At 43.8% G+C, this 19,458-nt stretch carries 18 protein-coding genes; 15 read left to right on the top strand and 3 right to left on the bottom strand.

Annotated features, from left to right (window positions below):
- Positions 1-62 precede the first annotated feature (62 nt).
- The 11 genes from ADJ77_RS10645 to ADJ77_RS10590 all read left to right on the top strand — a co-directional run bounded on the left by ADJ77_RS10645 (position 63) and on the right by ADJ77_RS10590 (position 9,852).
- A complete protein-coding gene (locus ADJ77_RS10645; protein ID WP_025079096.1) occupies positions 63-644 on the top strand; it encodes a hypothetical protein in 582 nt (193 codons plus the stop codon).
- A 194-nt stretch (positions 645-838) separates the two neighbouring features.
- Complete coding sequence (locus ADJ77_RS13560; RefSeq protein ID WP_082224171.1) at positions 839-2,005, top strand: RHS repeat domain-containing protein; 1,167 nt, start codon at positions 839-841, stop codon at positions 2,003-2,005.
- Between the two features lie 279 nt (positions 2,006-2,284).
- Positions 2,285-2,710, top strand: coding sequence for a hypothetical protein (locus tag ADJ77_RS10635; RefSeq protein ID WP_025079093.1), 426 nt, complete (start codon positions 2,285-2,287; stop codon positions 2,708-2,710).
- A 711-nt stretch (positions 2,711-3,421) separates the two neighbouring features.
- Positions 3,422-4,804: an RHS repeat domain-containing protein gene (locus ADJ77_RS13555; RefSeq protein WP_025079092.1), complete on the top strand. Its 1,383-nt coding sequence runs from the start codon at positions 3,422-3,424 to the stop codon at positions 4,802-4,804.
- 35 nt (positions 4,805-4,839) lie between these two features.
- On the top strand, positions 4,840-5,241 hold the full coding sequence (locus ADJ77_RS10620; protein WP_025079091.1) for a hypothetical protein: 402 nt from the start codon (positions 4,840-4,842) through the stop codon (positions 5,239-5,241).
- A 187-nt stretch (positions 5,242-5,428) separates the two neighbouring features.
- Positions 5,429-6,973 carry an RHS repeat-associated core domain-containing protein gene (locus tag ADJ77_RS13550; protein ID WP_082224170.1) on the top strand — a complete coding sequence of 515 codons (1,545 nt, stop codon included), beginning with the start codon at positions 5,429-5,431 and terminating at the stop codon, positions 6,971-6,973.
- A 62-nt stretch (positions 6,974-7,035) separates the two neighbouring features.
- A complete protein-coding gene (locus ADJ77_RS10610) occupies positions 7,036-7,374 on the top strand; it encodes a hypothetical protein (protein ID WP_025079247.1) in 339 nt (112 codons plus the stop codon).
- Positions 7,371-7,613: a hypothetical protein gene (locus ADJ77_RS10605; RefSeq protein ID WP_025079246.1), complete on the top strand. Its 243-nt coding sequence runs from the start codon at positions 7,371-7,373 to the stop codon at positions 7,611-7,613. The genes ADJ77_RS10610 and ADJ77_RS10605 overlap by 4 nt, the downstream gene beginning before the upstream one ends.
- 117 nt (positions 7,614-7,730) lie before the next feature.
- Positions 7,731-8,543: an RHS repeat domain-containing protein gene (locus tag ADJ77_RS14275; protein ID WP_244148558.1), complete on the top strand. Its 813-nt coding sequence runs from the start codon at positions 7,731-7,733 to the stop codon at positions 8,541-8,543.
- Positions 8,544-8,554: 11 nt separating this feature from the next.
- Positions 8,555-9,640, top strand: a complete 1,086-nt coding sequence (locus ADJ77_RS10595; protein WP_025079245.1) for a hypothetical protein — start codon at positions 8,555-8,557, stop codon at positions 9,638-9,640.
- On the top strand, positions 9,628-9,852 hold the full coding sequence (locus tag ADJ77_RS10590; RefSeq protein WP_025079244.1) for a hypothetical protein: 225 nt from the start codon (positions 9,628-9,630) through the stop codon (positions 9,850-9,852). The genes ADJ77_RS10595 and ADJ77_RS10590 overlap by 13 nt, the downstream gene beginning before the upstream one ends.
- Before the next feature lie 138 nt (positions 9,853-9,990).
- Here the strand turns inward: ADJ77_RS10590 and ADJ77_RS10585 are convergent, their stop codons facing one another.
- The 3 genes from ADJ77_RS10585 to ADJ77_RS10575 all read right to left on the bottom strand — a co-directional run bounded on the left by ADJ77_RS10585 (position 9,991) and on the right by ADJ77_RS10575 (position 13,169).
- On the bottom strand, positions 9,991-11,292 hold the full coding sequence (locus ADJ77_RS10585) for an IS1380 family transposase (protein ID WP_050696393.1): 1,302 nt from the start codon (positions 11,290-11,292) through the stop codon (positions 9,991-9,993).
- 292 nt (positions 11,293-11,584) lie between these two features.
- A complete protein-coding gene (locus ADJ77_RS10580; protein ID WP_025078120.1) occupies positions 11,585-12,205 on the bottom strand; it encodes a hypothetical protein in 621 nt (206 codons plus the stop codon).
- 220 nt (positions 12,206-12,425) lie between these two features.
- A complete protein-coding gene (locus ADJ77_RS10575; protein ID WP_042740900.1) occupies positions 12,426-13,169 on the bottom strand; it encodes a nitroreductase family protein in 744 nt (247 codons plus the stop codon).
- A gap of 96 nt (positions 13,170-13,265) precedes the next feature.
- Between ADJ77_RS10575 and ADJ77_RS10570 the strand changes: the two genes are divergently transcribed.
- The 4 genes from ADJ77_RS10570 (at position 13,266) to ADJ77_RS10555 (ending at position 19,209) form a co-directional block, all read left to right on the top strand.
- Positions 13,266-15,866 carry an adenosylcobalamin-dependent ribonucleoside-diphosphate reductase gene (locus tag ADJ77_RS10570; protein WP_050696392.1) on the top strand — a complete coding sequence of 867 codons (2,601 nt, stop codon included), beginning with the start codon at positions 13,266-13,268 and terminating at the stop codon, positions 15,864-15,866.
- A 566-nt stretch (positions 15,867-16,432) separates the two neighbouring features.
- The gene (gene folB / locus ADJ77_RS10565) at positions 16,433-16,816 is read left to right on the top strand and encodes a dihydroneopterin aldolase (protein WP_025078121.1); all 384 of its coding nucleotides are present in this window, start codon (positions 16,433-16,435) and stop codon (positions 16,814-16,816) included.
- A gap of 52 nt (positions 16,817-16,868) precedes the next feature.
- Positions 16,869-18,218: an N-acetylmuramoyl-L-alanine amidase family protein gene (locus ADJ77_RS10560; protein WP_025078122.1), complete on the top strand. Its 1,350-nt coding sequence runs from the start codon at positions 16,869-16,871 to the stop codon at positions 18,216-18,218.
- Positions 18,219-18,228: 10 nt separating this feature from the next.
- Entirely contained in the window at positions 18,229-19,209 is a 981-nt protein-coding gene (locus tag ADJ77_RS10555; protein ID WP_050696391.1) for an MlaD family protein, read from the top strand.
- The last annotated feature ends 249 nt before the right edge of the window (positions 19,210-19,458 follow it).

Raw genomic sequence — 19,458 nt, 5'->3', positions numbered from 1 at the left:
GGGTTTGCAGAAGCTAAAAGAGTTATACTATAAATAATGATATATTTTAATGTAAGTAATTAATGGAAAAAAGAATACTATCAGTTGAAAGTTATGGCATTTATGTCGTTTGTATAGCCTCTTTAAAGAGGTTTCTTGAAAAAAAACAAATAAAGCGTAAAAATCTCTTGGCGGTTTTTCAGAACAATTATGAATTATATATTGAATCCTTGAAGGAAGGGGTATGGATTCCTATTGTCCCCATTAATTCTATAGATTATGAGATTTTGATAGGTCGTGACGAAATTATAAAAGACCATTGGAATGAAGTTTTTACCTATGATGGATTTAATCTAAATGTTGAAGACGGCAACATTTGGATAGGTTCTTTGGGGAGTTTGGTTAATTTTAAAATAAGTCAGTTTAAGAATCCTACATTAGATAGTTTATCCTATCAGACGTTAGATGGGCAAACATTGTATAAAGGTTTCAGAATAAGACTCGAAAAAGGCAAATATCGTGTGGCTATATCTGGTTATAAAAAAAGAGTAACGACCGACAGCACTATTTATGGTTATGGATTTAACTTTGAACTTACTAATGAGTTTATAAGTTATAAAGATCCGCGTGAAGATGAACAATACACTTTTAATATGATACTTTAAGACTATATATAAAATCGGTATAATGAACAAGAAAAAGTGCTCAGTTAGTGTCCAAGTAAGGCTTAGTTGGACTTTAGCTGAGCATCTTTTGCCATTTAAGTAGGCTTAGTTAGAATGGAGGTTAGCATCAGGGCTGATTTATGTTGTGATAGTGTTTATTCATATTTGAAACTTCGTGCATCTCAACCAGTTGTGTGGAGCGTACAATGAAGTATGACAATATCAGCTGCCCTGTACATCAGCGTGTCCGTCATAATGGGCGAACGCTGCTTGACAAGTCATACGTCTGGGGTGATAATCTCCGTCTTCAACGGACGCTTGATACAATAAACGGCAGGAGTGTCCGTTGCGATTATGATGCCTTCGGTTCTCTGTCGGGTGCTGTGTATGGTGACGGCAGCCGTCAGTGGCGCAACCCGGACCTGATGGGTAACGTGTACGACAGCCCCGACCGTACGGACAGGAGCTATGCCCGTGGCGGACAGTTGCGTGAGGACAGGAAGTGGCGGTATTATTACGACAGCCATGGCAACCTTGTGCTCAAGACCATGCGCAGGACGGGACCATCCCGTAATGCGGAGATGCGGGAAGAGTTCCTTGCATGGCAGAGCGGTGACTATGCCTACACGTGGCAGGGTAATGGTATGCTCAGGAGCGTAACACGACCTGACGGCAAGACCGTTACGTTCAGGTATGACGCTTTAGGCAGACGCATTGAGAAGGTCTCTGACGGACGTGTGTACCGCTACCTCTGGGATGGTGATGTCATCCTGCATGAGTGGGAGTATGCCGAGGCTGACCGTCCGAATACGGTTGTTACCGAGACTGGTGAGGTCACACTCGACAGACCAGAACCAGTTGAGAATCTCATCACGTGGGTTTACGACGGTGGCAGCTACGTTCCTACTGCCAAGATTGTTGGTGACAAACATTACAGCATCATCAGTGACTACATCGGTCGTCCTGTCCAAGCATACGATGAAAAAGGTAATATCGTCTGGCAGGCAGACTATGACATCTATGGTAACGTCCGCAATCTCCACGGCAGCAGGAACTTTATCCCCTTCCGCCAGTTAGGACAGTATGAGGACGAGGAGACTGGGCTCTATTACAACCGCTTCCGCTATTATGACCCAAGGATAGGTAATTACATCAGCCAAGACCCGATAAGGTTGATGGGTAATAACCCTACGCTATATGGGTATGTGGGGGATTGTAATAAGTGGACTGACATGTTTGGATTAGATATGCTAGCATTGCCAGCTCCTACTGGGAAAAATCCTTGGGGAAGTGGAGAAATAGTATCTACTACTATACCTAAAGGAGGCTTAGATGTAGAAATGGCTATGTCTCCAGGATAAACGAGACCAGGAGGATGGGCAACAACAGATAAAATTACGGATGTTGATTTTGTAAGAAATAAATTAGCTGTTACTCCTGAATTTAAGCCAGAAATATCACATGTTCAAAAGTTTCATATTCCAGAAGGAGTAAGAGTTCAAATAGGCACAGTTGGTCCTCAAACTTATAATGGAATAATATACGAGGGTGGAGGAAATCAAATTCAAATTTTAAATTTCGAGGATAGGGCTAAGTTAGAGCCAATTGGTAAACCAAGAAAAATTAGTTATATATAAATAATGGGAAAGATAAAAAACTTCATGGTTGATTATGGAGATACTTCAAAAGAGAAAAAGGGAACATTTACAGTACTAGACACCTTGCCTTGTGCTATAACATGGTTTTATAATGGTACAAATCATAGAATAGAGCATCAAGACAAACTGATTCCATTAATGTTAAAAAATAATCAATATGTTGCAATTGTCCAAGCACCATACAGTAAAGTATACAACATGGCTTATATTATTAATGGAAATGGTGAAGTAATCTGGGATTTAAAAGATATTTTAAAAGGAAAAAGAAATATAGATAGACCTTTATTTTATGATGTTTATTATATAAATGATTCGCTCTATTTTTTTGTTGTAGTTTCAAATACCGACTATAGGTTTGAATTTAATCCCTATACAGGTGAAGTTGGTGATTTTATAGAATCAAGATAATACTGTAATATTCAAAACAAGAAGTTATAATAGTAATTAAAATGCAAATAAAGAGGCAATTACGTTCAAAATAAAAAGAATATAGAAAATCTAAATGTGTTAAAGAAACGAACTGTATTACAAAAGGTTCTTCCATTAAATACGTGGACACTTTTCGTATAGCTTTAAAGGAAGAACCGAGGTTATGCGTTAAACAAATAGATAGCCAAGGCTGTCTTGGCTGTCTGTTTTATTCATCCTCCGACACAGAAAACCTTTTCATGTTAACGCTTCGAAAATTTGCAGATAAGCTATTGAAAAATCATGACATAATTTCGGGTAAAACATCTACAAATAAAGGCAAAAGCACGTGTAAAAAGCATGACTGCAACCAACAGTAAATCAGCTGGTTATGAAGTCGTGCAAGAAAAGGTGCTTAATTGGACTTCAAAAGGGCGTCAGTTAGACCTCAAAAGGGCATCTATTGCAAGTCAATTGGGCGTCTTTTCAAAGCCAAAAGGTCATGTATTGGTTTTGGGTTGTACGAAAATAGTTTACAAATAGCGATCGGTATGGGAATAAGTTGTTTGTAGAAAATGGAAATAAGTCTTTATTCTATTTTCAGTCTTTACATTTAGCGGAAGAACCAGTATTAGGACGGATCTATGTTGTGATAATGTCTATTCATATTTGAAACTTCGTGTACCATAGTCGGTTGCGTGGAGTGCACTTATGCAGTATGACAATGTCGGCCGCCCTGCGCATCAGCGTGTCCGTCACAATGGGCGGACGCTGTATGACAAGTCATACCTTTGGGGTGATAATCTCCGCCTTCTACGGACGCTTGATACAATAAACGGCAGGAGTGTCCGTTACGATTATGATGCCTTCGGTTCTCTGTCGGGTGCTGTGTATGGTGACGGCAGCCGTCAGTGGCGTAACCCGGATGCAATGGGTAACGTGTACGACAGCCCCGACCGGACGGACAGGAGTTATGCCCGTGGTGGACAGTTGCGTGAGGACAGGAAGTGGCGGTATTATTATGACAGCCATGGCAACCTTGTGCTGAAGACCATGCGCAGGATGGAGCCATCACGTAATGCGGAGGTGCGGGATGAGCTCCTTCAATGGCAGAGCGGTGACTATGCCTATACGTGGCAGGGCAATGGTATGCTCAGGAGTGTAACACGGCCGGACGGAAAGACTGTTACATTCAGGTATGACGCTTTAGGCAGACGCATAGAGAAGGTCTTTGACGGACGAGTGTACCGCTACCTCTGGGATGGTGATGTCATCCTGCATGAGTGGGAGTATGCCGAGGCTGACCGTCCGAATACGGTTGTCACCGAGACAGGTGAGGTCACACTTGACAGGCCTGAACCAGTTGAGAATCTCATCACGTGGGTTTACGACAGTGCCGGCTACGTCCCTACCGCCAAGATTGTTGGTGACAAACATTACAGCATCGTCAGTGACTACATCGGCCGTCCTGTCCAGGCATATGATGATAAAGGTAATGTCGTCTGGCAGGCAGACTATGACATCTATGGTAATCTCCGCAATCTTCACGGCAGCAGGCAGTTTATACCTTTCCGCCAGTTAGGTCAGTACGAGGACGAGGAGATTGGGCTGTATTACAACAGGTTCAGATATTACGACCCGAGGATTGGTAATTACATCAGCCAAGACCCGATAAGGCTGGCAGGAAACAATCCTACGCTGTATGGGTACGTGGGGGATTTAAATAAGAGGACCGATATTTTTGGATTAAAAGGGGGTGGTTCTTATTCTTCCGTGCGAAGTAGTAATATTGGAGGGGAAGTGCATCACACACCTGCAAACTCAATTAATGGTCTTTCTCATGGCGAAGGACCAAGTATTTGGATGGAAACAACCGATCATAGGATGACATCTAGTCATGGTTGGCAAGGAAAAGAAGGAGCTTTGTATCGGCAAACACAATTAGATCTTATAAATCAAGGAAAGTTTGCAGATGCGATTCAAATGGATATTGATGATATTCAGTCAAGTTTTGGAAGTAAATACGATTCTTCCATTAATGAGATGTTAGACTATTCATATGAAAAAGGCTTAATATCAGAGGCAGAGAGATAAAATGAAAATATGTACAAAATAATACCTATCAGAAAATGAAGTATTTAATTAAACCTTACAAAGGAATAAATGATTTTATTTTTGGCTCTTCTATAGAGAGTATTCAAAAAAAATATAATGTCTCATTTAAGACGGTTCAAAAAAAAGAGATAACGAAATTATACTCGGAGGATTTATCTTTCACCTTTGAGAATAATCAATTGATGGAAATTTCTGTTATAGAAAACAATGGTGTTGAATTGTGTTTTGATGGATATAGTCTATTTCAAGATAATAATATTATTCAGGAATTGCAAAAGACTTATCCAGGTATTATAAAATATGGATTCTATATTTTTGATAGCATTGGAATTTCATTTAGTGGTTTTGAAGAAAAAGAAGGGCAAAGAACAATAACAGTCTATTGTCCGCATTATTGGGATGCTGTGATAAAGTGATCATCAGGTAATAGTTCAAGTTGGAAAATAGCTAATGAATTAAAATGTAAAGCCGATATTGGAGCATATAAAAGTTATATGGGGCGAGAATGGAGTAACGGGACATTTGCACCTATTTGATTATAGCATTTTCGTGATATCCTATTGGTGATTAGGATGTGGTTGAGGTGAGACGGGCTTTGACCGTATGCACCGCAGGTATATGCGTGACTGCTCCGGACGTGTCATCCGTGAGGACAGGGCTGGCGGCAGATGGACGGAGTATGAGTATGACCAGCGGGGACGGCTGTTGTGCAGCAGCTTCAGTGACGGTACGATGGAGGCTTTCTGCTATGATGCACTCGGCAGGCTTACCGAGGCACGCAATGCTACGGGAAGCGTTGCCATGGAGTATGACGAAGGCGGTCGTGTAATCAGGGAGTGTTTCAGTGGTGGTCTGCCTGATGACAGGGGTACGACGGTGGAGAATGTCTATGATGACCTTGGAAACCGTATAGAGACACGTACTTCACTTGGTTCTGTCGTACGGAACAGCTTTGATGAGGACGGACTTCTCAACCGTGTGACGGCAGCCGGTGGTGGCGGTGAGAGCTGGGAGGAGAAGATCGTCCGTGACAGCGAGGGGCTGAAGATAGAGAAGATCTTCTCTGGTGGCATCCGTATGACACGTACCTACGATGCCTATGGCAATGTCATCACGCAGAAGAGCCGCTCGCTGCGTCAGGACGGCTACGACCGCCGCTATGCGTGGAATGCATCGGGACGTCTGCAGAGTGTTATAGACGGGATCACGGGAGGAAAGACAGCCTACGCCTATGATGCGGTTGGCAGTCTGACGGGTGCCCGTTATGAAGATGGTACGGCCGACTACCGTATGCCCGATGCCGTGGGCAATGTCTTCCGCAGTCGTGACCGCAGGGACAGGGAATACGGCAAGGGCGGCAGGATTCTCCGTGACCGCCATTATGACTATCTCTATGACGTAGAGGGCAACCTCATATTGAAGACTCCACGTCGTGGACTGACACAGCATCAGAATCATGAGGTGTCGGAGGAAAGTGGCACGCATATTGCCTGGCAGACAGGTGACTATGCCTATGAGTGGTATGGCAACGGCATGCTCAAGGAGGTGCGGCTTCCCTACGGCAAGACCGTCCGCTTCGAGTATGATGCCCTTGGGCGTCGCACGGCAAAGCTCTTCAACGGTCACGTCTTCCGCTATCTCTGGGACGGCAACGTGATGGTGCAGGAGTGGCAGTATGAGGAGAAGGACCGTCCGCAGCATAGCATCGACGAGTTCGGTCGCATTCGTATGCTGGGCGATGAACCTGTAGAGAACCTTGTCACGTGGGTATATGAGGAAGGTTCTTACGTCCCTGTGGCAAAGCTGCAGAATGGAGAACACTATACGATCATTAGTGACTATATGGGTCGCCCCGTGGAAGCGTATGACAGCTATGGTACTGTTGTCTGGCAAGCCGATTATGACATCTACGGTGACCTTCGTAACCGCAAGGGCATTCGTGACTTCATCCCCTTTCGCCAGTTAGGACAGTACGAGGACGATGAGACTCGCCTCTACTACAATAGGTTTCGATATTATGACCCGAGGATTGGTAACTACATAAGCCAAGACCCGATAAGGCTGGCAGGAAATAACCCGACACTGTATGGGTACGTGGGGGATTTAAATATGTGGGCTGATGTATTTGGATTAGATGTAAAAAGGTAAAGAAAAAAGGTCCAAGTATACCCGAATTTCATCGAAAAAATTTCACAGATGGAGTTGTAAATATGCGACAAGTTAATGGTGATGAAATATTTTACAAATATCATGGTAAATCAAACAGATTAGGAAAAGAATATAATTATGTGACAAACAAGAAATATTTATCAGAACAAGCGTTGAGGGAAGACTTAGCTCTTCTAAAAGAATGGGGAGTTGATATAGAATATGTCACAACATTTAGACCTCAAGCTGGAACATGGATAGGAGAAGGGACAGCTGCTAGGCAGATTAGTCAAGACGGAACTGAAATTCTTGAAGGAAGAGGATATCAAGGTATTATAAATATCAAAGAGTTACCAAATTCAACTATTATAAAGACAGAAAAAGTAAATTTTAGCTTATGAAAACAATAATAGAATCTTTGTTAGAACTGACAGATATTTCTGACAATAATAATAGAATAGAAGTATATAAAGGAATGGCTCAGAAGCTAAAAGATGCGACAGAAGAAGTTCAATTTCATTTGATGGAATGTTTTTATTCTAACCTCTGTGGGCTGATGGCGCATTCGGAAATGGGACGAACTGAGTATAAGAAAGTAAATCAACTATTACAACATTTTCATAATGTTCTGGTTAAATAACACAAGGAAGAGTGTAAGTCACTATGCTTGGAATATGTTGGGATGTATGAAGAGTCTGACGAAGTTGTAACTGATAGAACAAGATACGATAATCTTGCGGTATAAAGTGCGGTTGGCATGCGGAGGCACTGTCCGCAGCATAGCATCGATGAGTTCGGTCGCATCCGAATGCTGGGCGATGAGCCAGTAGAGAACCTTGTCACGTGGGTATATGAGGAAGGCTCATACGTCCCTGTGGCAAAGCTGCAGAACGGAGAACGCTATACGATCATCAGCGACTATATGGGGCGCCCCGTGGAAGCGTATGACAGCTATGGTACGGTTGTCTGGCAAGCAGACTATGACATCTATGGTGACCTTCGCAACCGCAAGGGCATCCGTGACTTCATTCCCTTCCGCCAGTTAGGACAGTATGAGGATGATGAGACTCGCCTCTACTATAACCGCTTCCGCTACTATGACCCGAATACAGGAACCTATATCAGTCAGGACCCTATAGGATTAGTAGGAAATAACCCGACGCTGTATGGGTATGTAAGTGATACAAATAACCGGATTGATTTGTTGGGTTTAAACAAAACGTCTTGGTGGCTTCATGATTCAGATGGAAGTTTACTTGATTCTGGAACTATGAAGCCGGATCCTAAAGCAAAAACAATACCTGGGAGAGTAGGAGATTCTGAGCAGAAAATACTTAAAACAATAGAAGCAAGACATGCTGGAAATCTTGAGGGAACAAAACTTACAATAAATTCTGAACCAACATTTATTAAAACTCCTACAGGTAAAACAGTTAAAATTGAAGGTATAAAACCGTGTGACTTTTGCGATGCAAGAATGGACGAATTTGCAATAAAGAATAAGATGCAAATTGAATATAATTATAGAGGGAAACAAGTTGGTTATCCAAAAGCAAAAGTATGCTCTTAAAACAGTAAAAAATGAAAATAAATTGGCAATATTATCAAGCACCTAATAAGGATGCCATTGAAGAAGTATCTTATCAGTTAGACTATCTGTTCTCTACCGAGGACTCGTCAGAAGATATAGAGTGTTTCCTTTATAACGAATTGGCTCCCAATATAAAACATCAAACTAAAATATATAATATAATAGAGCCTGTAATTGAAGTAATGGACTTCAATATACGCCAAAAAGGAAAGGTTCAATATAAGAATGAGATTTTAAACTTTTTAGGATATATATTCCAAGAGTATATTCGAGATGAAAATCATATTTTGGTAACCCCTATAGAATATCAGGCTGCCGCACTGAAGTTGTCATTACAATATTCTGACGAGTTTGAATTTTACAAGAGATTCCAAACCTTTGTGAAAAGAGTCTTTCCTGACACTATTGAATCGAAAATGGCAGAAGTCATTTTTTATAAATCTACACTGGATGACAGCCCAAAAACTTTTGAAACATTGATATACAATGCTAATTTACAAAATATAGGAGAGTCTCTTTTTGCATGTGGATTGATGAGTTTCAAAAATCCCAATTTAAAAATCCATAATTTAAAACTGACTCAACAGGATAGTATTACTAATCTGGGCTTATGTATAAACCGAATGGAGTATGACAGAATACTTGCGATTAATTCGCTTTCCACCCCCACACAGCACCCATTTGTGTGGGGAAATGGTTATGAATGCGTATTGGCAACATCGTCACTGATGATAGATAGTTTACATCAAGATTTAAGATGCCAAGAAAACACAGTCAATGATATAATGAATGGTTACGAAGCAATTAAAGATATGAAACTTGATGAAGATATTGATTTTCCACCCCATAAGTTTATGTTAGAAGACTTGAGTAGTGTTCTGTTTCAAGAACATCTTGGAAAAGGGCGACTGCTTGACCCCAAAAAACTAACAGAAATACAATCTTATTTTTACAATTTACTATCAAAAGAGTATCGCACACATACTTACACACTGCTTTATGCAGGATTAGTTCCCAATGGAATGACTATTGAAGATGCTAACAGCATAGATGACATTTATAATTGTTACAACTAAACCTCAATTGGAAATTACATCTAAAAGATGCTGTTGGCGTATCGGCTCATGCCCATAGCAAAGTACATACGGATACTTATAAAAAGATTGTTTACGATAGATTGAAAGACATTAATGATAAAGATCAATTTGAAGAAGAATTAATGAAAATTGGGGATGAACTTATAGCCGGAACTTTTAATACCTCAATTCCGCAGCGTTTTTCCTTGTGAGGCGATTTTATATGTTGAGATGTCTTTTTGGGCTCTATATGCTGATATGAGGTTTTTCGGGGCTTCTTGGTTCTTGCATAGGCATGAAATCCCCCACCCAAACCAATGGGGAATATGAGAACCACAAAGAAATGCTGCTTATTCAAGGAATACTTCAGAATAGTATGCTTTATTTGTATACAGGTTCAGAACGTTCCGCCTTCCTGTTCTCACCCATTTTGCCGGCACGCTGACAAAATGCAGGATAAAGGCTTTCAGCCTGCTTGTCTTTTTCAACGGCTTGACCTTTTCGCTGATATGGCGGACGAGATAGAGATAGAAGTTCTTCAGCATGGCGGTAACCATCATGAAAACCATGTTCTCAGCCATGAAGGAAAAGGGCAGATGTGCCCAGCCGAAGTCATTGTTCTGTATGTCGAAGTTCTTTTCGCTCGCTCCACGTTCATTGTAGAATGTAATGATGTCCTTCTCTGTGGATGTCCGGTTGTTGGTAAGGATACAGCGGTATGTGTATATCACTCCGAACATGTCGGTCTGTACCCTGCCGTGCCTGTCTTTCAAGGGAATACGCTGTACGACAAGCCTGTATGACTTTCCTTCGATGAGGTCGTCCATGCTGACGGAGGTGACATCGCATCTCTCATAGCCAACCTCAACGCTCTTCCATTCTTCCAGCTGGCGGAACTCCCCGCACCGGCTGCCGCAGTTGGCAGCACGTATATAGAACGTGTTGCAGCGCTGCTCTACGGTTCGGATGATTTCCTTCGAGAACGACCCGCAGTCGGCACGGAAACGCTCTGTCACAACACCAAGCTCGGAGGTCACACGGTCCATAATTCGGCGGAGCGTGTCCTCCTGATGGAATTTCACATTGGTGTTTCCGTCACGGTTCTCACCTCCGACTATGATGCCCCCGATGGAAGCCCAGCCCGGGAAATAGCCATGGTCCTGCCTGTAGGAATACTTTGCATCGAACTTGCGGGCAGGAACAAACTGGTGGTCAAAGTCCAGGTCAACATGGCTGCCCGCCTTTATAAGCCCCATTCTCCGTATCATCCGTAAAAGTAAGGTGTTCAGCTTCTCTGCAGTGTTGAAACTGTAAGACCTGCCGGAGGTTTCGCTCCTGTAGACAATATTCTCTTCAGCAAGCTCCTTCAGTCCGCGCCCCACTGTGTCGGCGCCGGGTAACAGCGTACCAGGTCTCTGCCTGAACTGCCCAATAAGCGCATTGATGTCCTCAAGACAGTCCCCACCGCAAAGGTAGCTGAAGAAGAGAGAACCCAGGATGCTTCCATGGCTGAATGCCTTGCCGCTGCATCCGCGTCTGCCCAACACGGATTCGGTAAGTTTTTCAAAGCCCAACTTTGAAAAAACGTCCATGATGTGATAAATTCCTCCGAAGGAAGTGATATTCTCGTTTTTAATTGCTACCTTTGTCATGTCAGATTTTTGCTTACTTGTTATGTTTGTTGCACTAAGATAGGTGAAATCTCTGACATGTCCAAGTGTCTTGAGGACTTTGTTTCTCAGGCACTTGGATTTCTCACAAGAAATTGTGCTGCGGAATTAAGGAAATATAAATTCACAATATAAATTCGGCGGGCAAAAAGGGGAAATGGCTCGTTTAGTCCATATCCCTCTCTTTACCGTAAGGATTTTCCCTTTTCCCACCGTCATTCCGTACTGCTATACCGAGATAGCATTAAGTGTTTATTCATAAACAGGACAAAGTTCACTTTTTCTTTTCAGTATAAACAACTTCTTCATACATAGAGGTAGACTTTATGATAGAATCCAGACTGCCATCTTGCGAATATTTAAAAGTATGATACAAGGTACAACCCTCCTGTCCATTCAACTCAAACTGTCTTATTTTTATTTTCTGTAATTTACCATTATTATCATAAAAATATTCTTCCTCCCCTGCACCAAAACATCCTATAGACAGCATAGTTTCTATCTGGTGAGATTTATCCAAGTTATAGTAACTTATATTCTGAAGTTCTTTGTCATTGTCATAGTCCAAAGATTTAATATAAGCATCGTTGTAAAATATAAACTGATAATCAAACTGATTCTCAATCTCACATCCTTCTCGAACTTCTACAATCTGTTTTTTTTCATTGAAACCATAGAAATAGAGATCGTCTGAACTTTTCAAACGACTGAACTGCTTCACGGGTCTCCCTTTTCGCATCCCTACCCGTTGAAAAGAATATGGAAAAATCTCATAATAGACTCCTTTATAGACCTCCGTTTCTACTATTTGTGCTTCTACGCTCTCTTTAAGAGCGTCAAACATACTGGGAGTATTATACTTGTCATACTCTTTCTTTAATTCTTCCTGTGTCATGACTATACTATTTAAATATTACCTTAATTCCGCAGCATAATTTCTTGTGAGAAATCCAAGTGCTTGAGAAACAAAGTTCTCAACACACTTGGATATGTAAGAAGTTTCACCTATCTTGGTGCTACGAGCATAAAAAGTCAGTAGAAAACTTTAGGGTGTCTCGCTATTCTTGCCCCTCTCTACGGGGGAGGGGGAGGAGAGGGGGTGGCTGGTTGGTCAGTTAGTTCTTTGTAAACCCTTGCTCCTCCAGTGTTTTTAACAATTCCTTTGACATTGCCTCATTTGCCTCTTTTGTGTAGCGTAAATCGGTGAAGACTTGTGCGAGGGTTTCCTTATTATTAATTTCCACGAAGTGTTTGTTTTCTTCCAGCTGCTCTTTCGGAGTATAGAAGGCATCAATTCGAGCCGGTGTGTAGTCGTTGTATGTCTCATTGTGGATTATGCTGTCGACAGGCAGGCGGTCAGAGAGTGTCGGGTCTTCGTCAGGCCAGCCGAGTGTAATGGTAGCAACTGGCATCACCAGGCGTGGCAGCTGTAATGCGTCAATGATGGCTTTGGAGTTGTAGATGGTTGTTCCCAGAAAGCAAGTGCCCAGCCCTTCTTCCTCAGCGAGGTTGCAGAAAGTCTGACAATATAATAAGGAGTCGGTAGCAGCATTGAGGAAAGAGAGGAAGTTGTCATATCCCGGTGTAGCGTTGCGGTTCTCTGCCCAGAGCGTTGTACGGCGGAAATCAGCGCAGAAAGTAAGTACCACAGACGCCCCCTCAACCATTGGCTGGTTGAAGTGAGCGGGTGCGAGTTTTGCCTTCATCTCCGCCTTGCGTGTGACGATGACCGAGTAAAGCTGCAGGTTACCCATCGTTGGGGTTCGCTCTGCTTTCTCCAATAATGCCCTTAATAAACTCTCTGACACATCCCTTTTGGTGTATTTTCTTATAGTCTTCCTTGAATTGATTGTTTTCATTTTGGATAATTTTGATGCTACAAAGTTAAGTAAATGTTTTCTATTTTGGAAAACAATTCGTAACTTCGCAGTCGTAAAATTTCTAAAACGACAACAATGGAAACTAATCAGACTTACTCTTTTGAAGAAGCCTTCCAGGCAACCTTGGCATACTTCGACGGTGATGAACTTGCTGCACGTGTATGGGTGAACAAGTATGCGATGAAGGATAGTTTTGGTAATATCTACGAGAAATCGCCTGAACAGATGCACTGGCGCATTGCTAATGAGATTGCTCGTATCGAAAATAAATATAAGAATCCACTGACGGCACAGGAGGTGTTCGATCTTCTGGACCACTTTCAATATATTATTCCTGCCGGTAGTCCGATGACGGGTATCGGCAATAACTATCAGGTGGCATCACTTTCCAACTGTTTTGTCATCGGGCTGGACGGCGATGCCGATTCATACGGTGCCATCATGCGCATTGATGAAGAGCAGGTGCAGCTGATGAAACGCCGTGGCGGTGTGGGGCATGATCTTACACACATCCGCCCCAAAGGCTCTCCTGTCAACAATTCTGCCCTGACTTCGACTGGACTTGTTCCTTTCATGGAGCGTTATTCCAACAGTACACGTGAGGTAGCACAGGACGGTCGTCGTGGTGCATTGATGCTTTCCGTAAGTGTCAAGCATCCTGATTCCGAGTCATTCATTGATGCCAAGATGGAAGAGGGTAAGGTGACAGGAGCCAATGTGTCGGTAAAGATAACGGATGAGTTCATGCAGGCTGTTGTTGACAATAAGACATACGTCCAGCAGTTCCCTACAGACAGCAGCGAGCCGAGCTTCACGAAGGAGATTTCAGCCAAGACGTTATGGGAGAAGATAGTACACAACGCATGGAAGAGTGCCGAGCCGGGCGTGCTGTTCTGGGACACGATTATCCGTGAGAGTATCCCCGACTGTTATGCTGACCTTGGTTTTCAGACAGTCTCTACCAACCCCTGTGGCGAGATTCCGCTCTGTCCTTACGACAGCTGCCGCTTGCTTTCACTGAATCTGTATTCGTATGTTATCAATCCGTTTACAGACCATCCGCACTTCGATTTCGAGCTGTTCAGGCACCATGCACAGCTGGCACAGCGGATTATGGACGACATCGTTGACCTTGAGATGGAGAAGATTGAGCTCATTATGGCAAAGATAAAGGCCGACCCGCAGCTTGATGAGGTGAAGAGTGCTGAGTATCATCTCTGGGAAAAGATTAAGGAGAAGAGCGGCAAGGGACGTCGTACAGGTGTGGGTATCACTGCCGAGGGCGACATGATTGCAGCTATGGGATTGCGTTATGGAACACAGGAAGCAACTGACTTCTCGGTTGAGGTACACCGTACCTTGGCTCTGAATGCCTACCGTTCGTCTGTGACAATGGCACAGGAGCGTGGAGCTTTCGAGATTTATGATGCAAAGCGTGAGAAGAACAACCCGTTTGTCAACCGCCTCAAGGAAGCTGATGCACAGCTTTACGAGGATATGAAGAGGTATGGACGCAGGAATATAGCCTGTCTGACGATTGCCCCAACGGGTACAACCTCCCTGATGACACAGACGACATCGGGTATAGAACCAGTCTTCATGCCTGTATACAAGCGTCGTCGCAAGGTAAATCCGAATGACACGGATGTGCATGTAGACTTTGTGGACGAGGTAGGTGATTCCTTTGAAGAGTACATAGTTTACCACCGTAAGTTCCTGACATGGATGGAGGTGAACGGTGTTGACACGCAGAAGCGATACAGTCAGGAAGAAATCGACGAGCTGGTGAAGCGCTCTCCTTATTATAAGGCTACAGCCAACGATGTTGACTGGCTGATGAAGGTGCGCATGCAGGGGGCTATTCAGAAGTGGGTGGACCATTCAATCTCCGTGACAGTGAACCTGCCGAACAGTGTTGATGAGGCTCTGGTTAACAAACTCTATGTTGAGGCATGGCGCAGTGGCTGCAAGGGCTGTACCATTTTCCGTGACGGCAGCCGTTCGGGTGTGATGATTTCAGTGTCAAAGAAGGATAAGAAGAGGGAGGACAAGCCCGCTGATGAAGAAAAGGCGAAAGACCTTAATTCAGCTGAGGAGCATCACGAGCATATCTGCGAGCGTCCACATGTGGTAGAGGTTCGACCGAAAGAACTCGACTGTGACGTCGTGCGTTTCCAGAACAACAAGGAGAAGTGGGTGGCTTTTGTGGGTCTGCTGGATGGCTATCCATACGAAATCTTCACGGGTCTGCAGGATGACGAGGAAGGTATTGCGCTGCCGAAGAGCGTTACCAAGGGTAAGATTATCAAGCAGACGGCCGAGGATGGCAGTCATCGTTATGATTTCCAGTTCGAGAACAAGCGTGGTTATAAGACTACAGTTGAGGGCTTGTCAGAGAAATTCAACCCCGAATACTGGAACTATGCAAAGCTGATTTCCGGTGTCCTGCGTTATCGTATGCCAATAGATCATGTCATCAAGCTCGTCGGTTCTTTGCAGTTGAAGAGTGAGAGCATCAACACATGGAAGAATGGTGTAGAGCGTGCTTTGAAGAAGTACGTTACCGACGGTACGAGTGCATCTGGTCAGAAGTGTCCTGTCTGCGGCGAGGAAACGCTGGTTTATCAGGAGGGATGCCTGATTTGTACCAACTGTGGTGCTTCACGTTGTGGATAATCGGTTGGCTGTAGGATAGCTTTAGATGTAGGGGCGCACGGCTTGTGCGTCCTCTGTGTGGGATGTTTTGCAGGTGATAGAAGACTCCCTGTAACTTTGAAACAGACGTGTCGGCAGAACAAGAACAGGCAGCTTGTACATGTTCAACTGTGCTGTCTGATAAATATTCCCCGCATCAGTTAGTCTTTAGTGTCCTATATGATGTCAACAATGAACTTCTCTTGCCGTTTTCAGCCGATGTGCTGATGCCTGGCACATGTTGTGCTGTTGGTAAACACCAATGGTGTTGGGTGCTGAGTACACTGCAATATGTTGCCGGGATGGAATCAACTTGTTGTTAGGAGTCCGACAATAGAATGGTATGTAATTTAAGTTTTATCGGACAGCAATAATGTTTGTTATGCAGGTGCGTGGCGATATTGTAGTCACCCGTAAGTAGGGATATACGGCTTGTGCGTTTGAAAAAACAGTTCTCTGTTCGTATAACCGTGCATCTCTATGTATGATGTGTTTAAAAGTTAGATGGTTAATTCGGGCTGCTTTATAGCTTTGCCCCTTTGTTTATGATGAAGTTAATGACAAGTTATATTCTTCTGCAAGGTCTTCACTTCCATGCACGCATTGGAGTGGGCGAGCAGGAGCGCATAGTCGGCAATGAGTATGTCCTTGACCTGCGGTTAGGCTATCCGTTTGCTGGAGCTATGGAAAGCGATAATGTTGTTGATACGCTGAACTATGCAGAAGTGTTCAATGTCGTCAGGGAAGTGATGAACCGACCAGTCCGACTGCTTGAGGCAGTTGCTGGTTCCATCGTTGAAGAACTGTGTGGGCAATTCCCGAAAATAGAAAGCATCGACCTGAAACTGGTGAAGCTCAATCCGCCGATGGGTGCTGACAGTGACGGTGCAGGCGTGGAATTACACTTAATAAATGATAAAACCAAGGTGTAGAGCCATGCTTTCCCGATGAAAAGCCGTACCTTTGTCCTCTAAATAATTAAGTATGTTTAAGAAAATAACGCTTCTCTTTGTTTTCTTTGTCTTGTTCGCAGGTATATCATGGGCTGCGGACGGACGGTTCACACTTGTTATTGATCCTGGTCATGGAGGTCATGACGCAGGTGCTGTCGGTGCCATTTCGAAGGAGAAGGACATCAATCTGAATGTAGCTTTGGCTTTCGGACGCTATGTTGAGCAGAATCTCCCCGACGTGAATGTGGTTTATACCCGCAAGAGGGATGTTTTCATCCCGTTGCATCAACGTGCCGATATAGCCAATAAGGCAAAGGCTGACCTCTTCATCTCAGTTCACACGAACTCTGTGGCATCCGGTCGTTATGTAAAGGGTTTCCAGGTTTACACCTTAGGTATGCACCGTGCGAAGGACAACCTTGACGTTGCAATGCGCGAGAACAGTGTAATATCAATGGAGACAGGCTATCAGCAGACTTATCAGGGCTTTGACCCCAATTCGTCAGAGAGCTATATTATGTTCGAGTTCATGCAGAATGCGAACATGGAGAAGAGTGTGGAGCTGGCACGATTGATACAGAATTCAGTCTGTTCCATTGCAGGACGTGTTGACAAGGGTGTCCATCAAGCAGGTTTTCTCGTGTTGCGTGAAAGCTATATGCCGGGCTGTCTGATAGAGTTGGGCTTTATCACAGCCGCTGATGAAGAGGAATACTTGAATTCTTCCGGCGGTATTGATTCCATGGCAAGGGGAATTTATAATGCCTTTGTGCAGTATAAGAGTATGTATGACACACATATCGTAGTGCCTTACCGTCCTGCTGAGAACAGGAAAATCACGGTTGACCGTGTAATTCCTACGCCTCCTGCGGACAGACCTCGTCCTGTTCCGCCTCCATCCAATCCTTCAGGCAGATCCCGTTCAGTACCACCTGCATCCAATTCTTCAAGCAGATCTCGTTCAGTACCACCTGCATCCAATTCTTCGGACAGGTCTCGCCCTGAACCGCATCTATCTAAAGTCCAGGCCGCAAAGAAGAGGATAGCAGATGCGATTCGGGAGCTTATCCCCAGAAATGACAATCAGAGCGACACGCCAAAGAGTATGCCGTTGTTCAAGGTACAGGTGCTCGCTGCCAACAGGAGTTTGCGGCCAGGTAGTCCGCAGTTCCGTGGTCGGACGGATATAGAGTGTACGCAAGAGGGGAACTGGTATAAGTATACGATAGGTAGCAGTACGAATTATAATGAGATAGCCCGGTTGCGCGAAAGGCTGTTAAGAGACTTTCCGCAGGCTTTCGTGATAGCCTATAAGGATGGCGTTCGTATGGATGTAAATCAAGCTATCGAGGAGTTTCTGAAGAATAAGAGGAAAAAGTAATTTGACATATATGAATAAGATTTTTACACCACAGGTGAAGATTGCACTTGTAGCCATACTTGCAATCATTGTGTTGTTCTTTGGTATGCAGTTCCTGAAGGGCTTGTCGTTCTTCTCAACCAATACGCATTATCAAATGAAGTTCAATGACATCACCGGACTGTCTGCGTCTACCCCTGTTTATGCCAGTGGTTTCAAGGTGGGTTCGGTCAAGAACTTTAAGTATGATTATGCCAACCCCGGTGAGCCGATTACCGTTGATGTAGATATTGACAAGACATTGAAAATCCCTGAAGGAACAAGGGCTGAGATTATCAGTGACATCATGGGCAACGTGAAAGTTGACCTGAAGTTTGGCAAGAGTGACAAGGTTCTGGCTGCAAATGGGGTGATCGATGGCTGCATCAATGATGGTGCCATTGGTGACTTGAAGGGAATGGTGCCCTCGTTGCAGAAGATGTTGCCTAAGTTGGACAGTATCCTTGCCAGCGTGAATATGCTCCTTGCCGATCCTGCAGTACAGAGTTCGGTGCATAACGTGAATCAGGTTACGGCTAACCTTACAACCTCTACACGTGAGCTTAATCAGCTGCTGGCACAGGTGAACGGTTCCTTGCCTGCCTTGACAGCCAAAGTAAACAAGGTGGTGGATAATGCCAATGGAATGATGGTGAACGCTAATGGCGGCATTACTGAAGCTCGTGGGGCTATCCGTGGGGCTAATGGTGTGTTGGCAACATTGAACAATAAGGTGGAAGGACTGGATGTAGAGGGGACTATGTCTAAAGTAAATGCAACCTTGGAGAGTATGAACTCGTTTACAGCCAAACTCAACAGCAATGAAGGTACAATGGGATTGATGTTGAATGATCCGTCTTTGTACAATAATTTGAACAATACGATGCGTTCTGCTGACAGTCTCCTTGCCAATGTCAAGGCGCATCCAAAACGCTATGTTCACTTCTCTATCTTTGGAAGAAAGAGTAAGTAATTTAAATATAGTCTAAATAACGTCGTCAATGTTTCACACGTGGGGGATGTGTTGGGAAGACTTGTGTAAATCAGCTCCTTTGCCTTTCCCTTGCGTTTGTTTCACCCTTTGATGGGTGGCAGGCTTTATCCCTCTCAAACCTGTTGTTTATCAGAAACTTAGAATTACACAACTGAGTCAGTATATAGGCAGGGTAGGGTAGCAGATGCAAAGTGCACAGATATAGCCTCTTACGAGTTTTTACTTATT

Origin of the sequence: Prevotella fusca JCM 17724 (assembly GCF_001262015.1) — a bacterium.
GTDB classification, from domain to species: Bacteria; Bacteroidota; Bacteroidia; order Bacteroidales; family Bacteroidaceae; genus Prevotella; species Prevotella fusca.
Note: the sequence above shows the minus strand (reverse complement) of the source record. Positions and strands in the feature narration are given on the sequence as shown.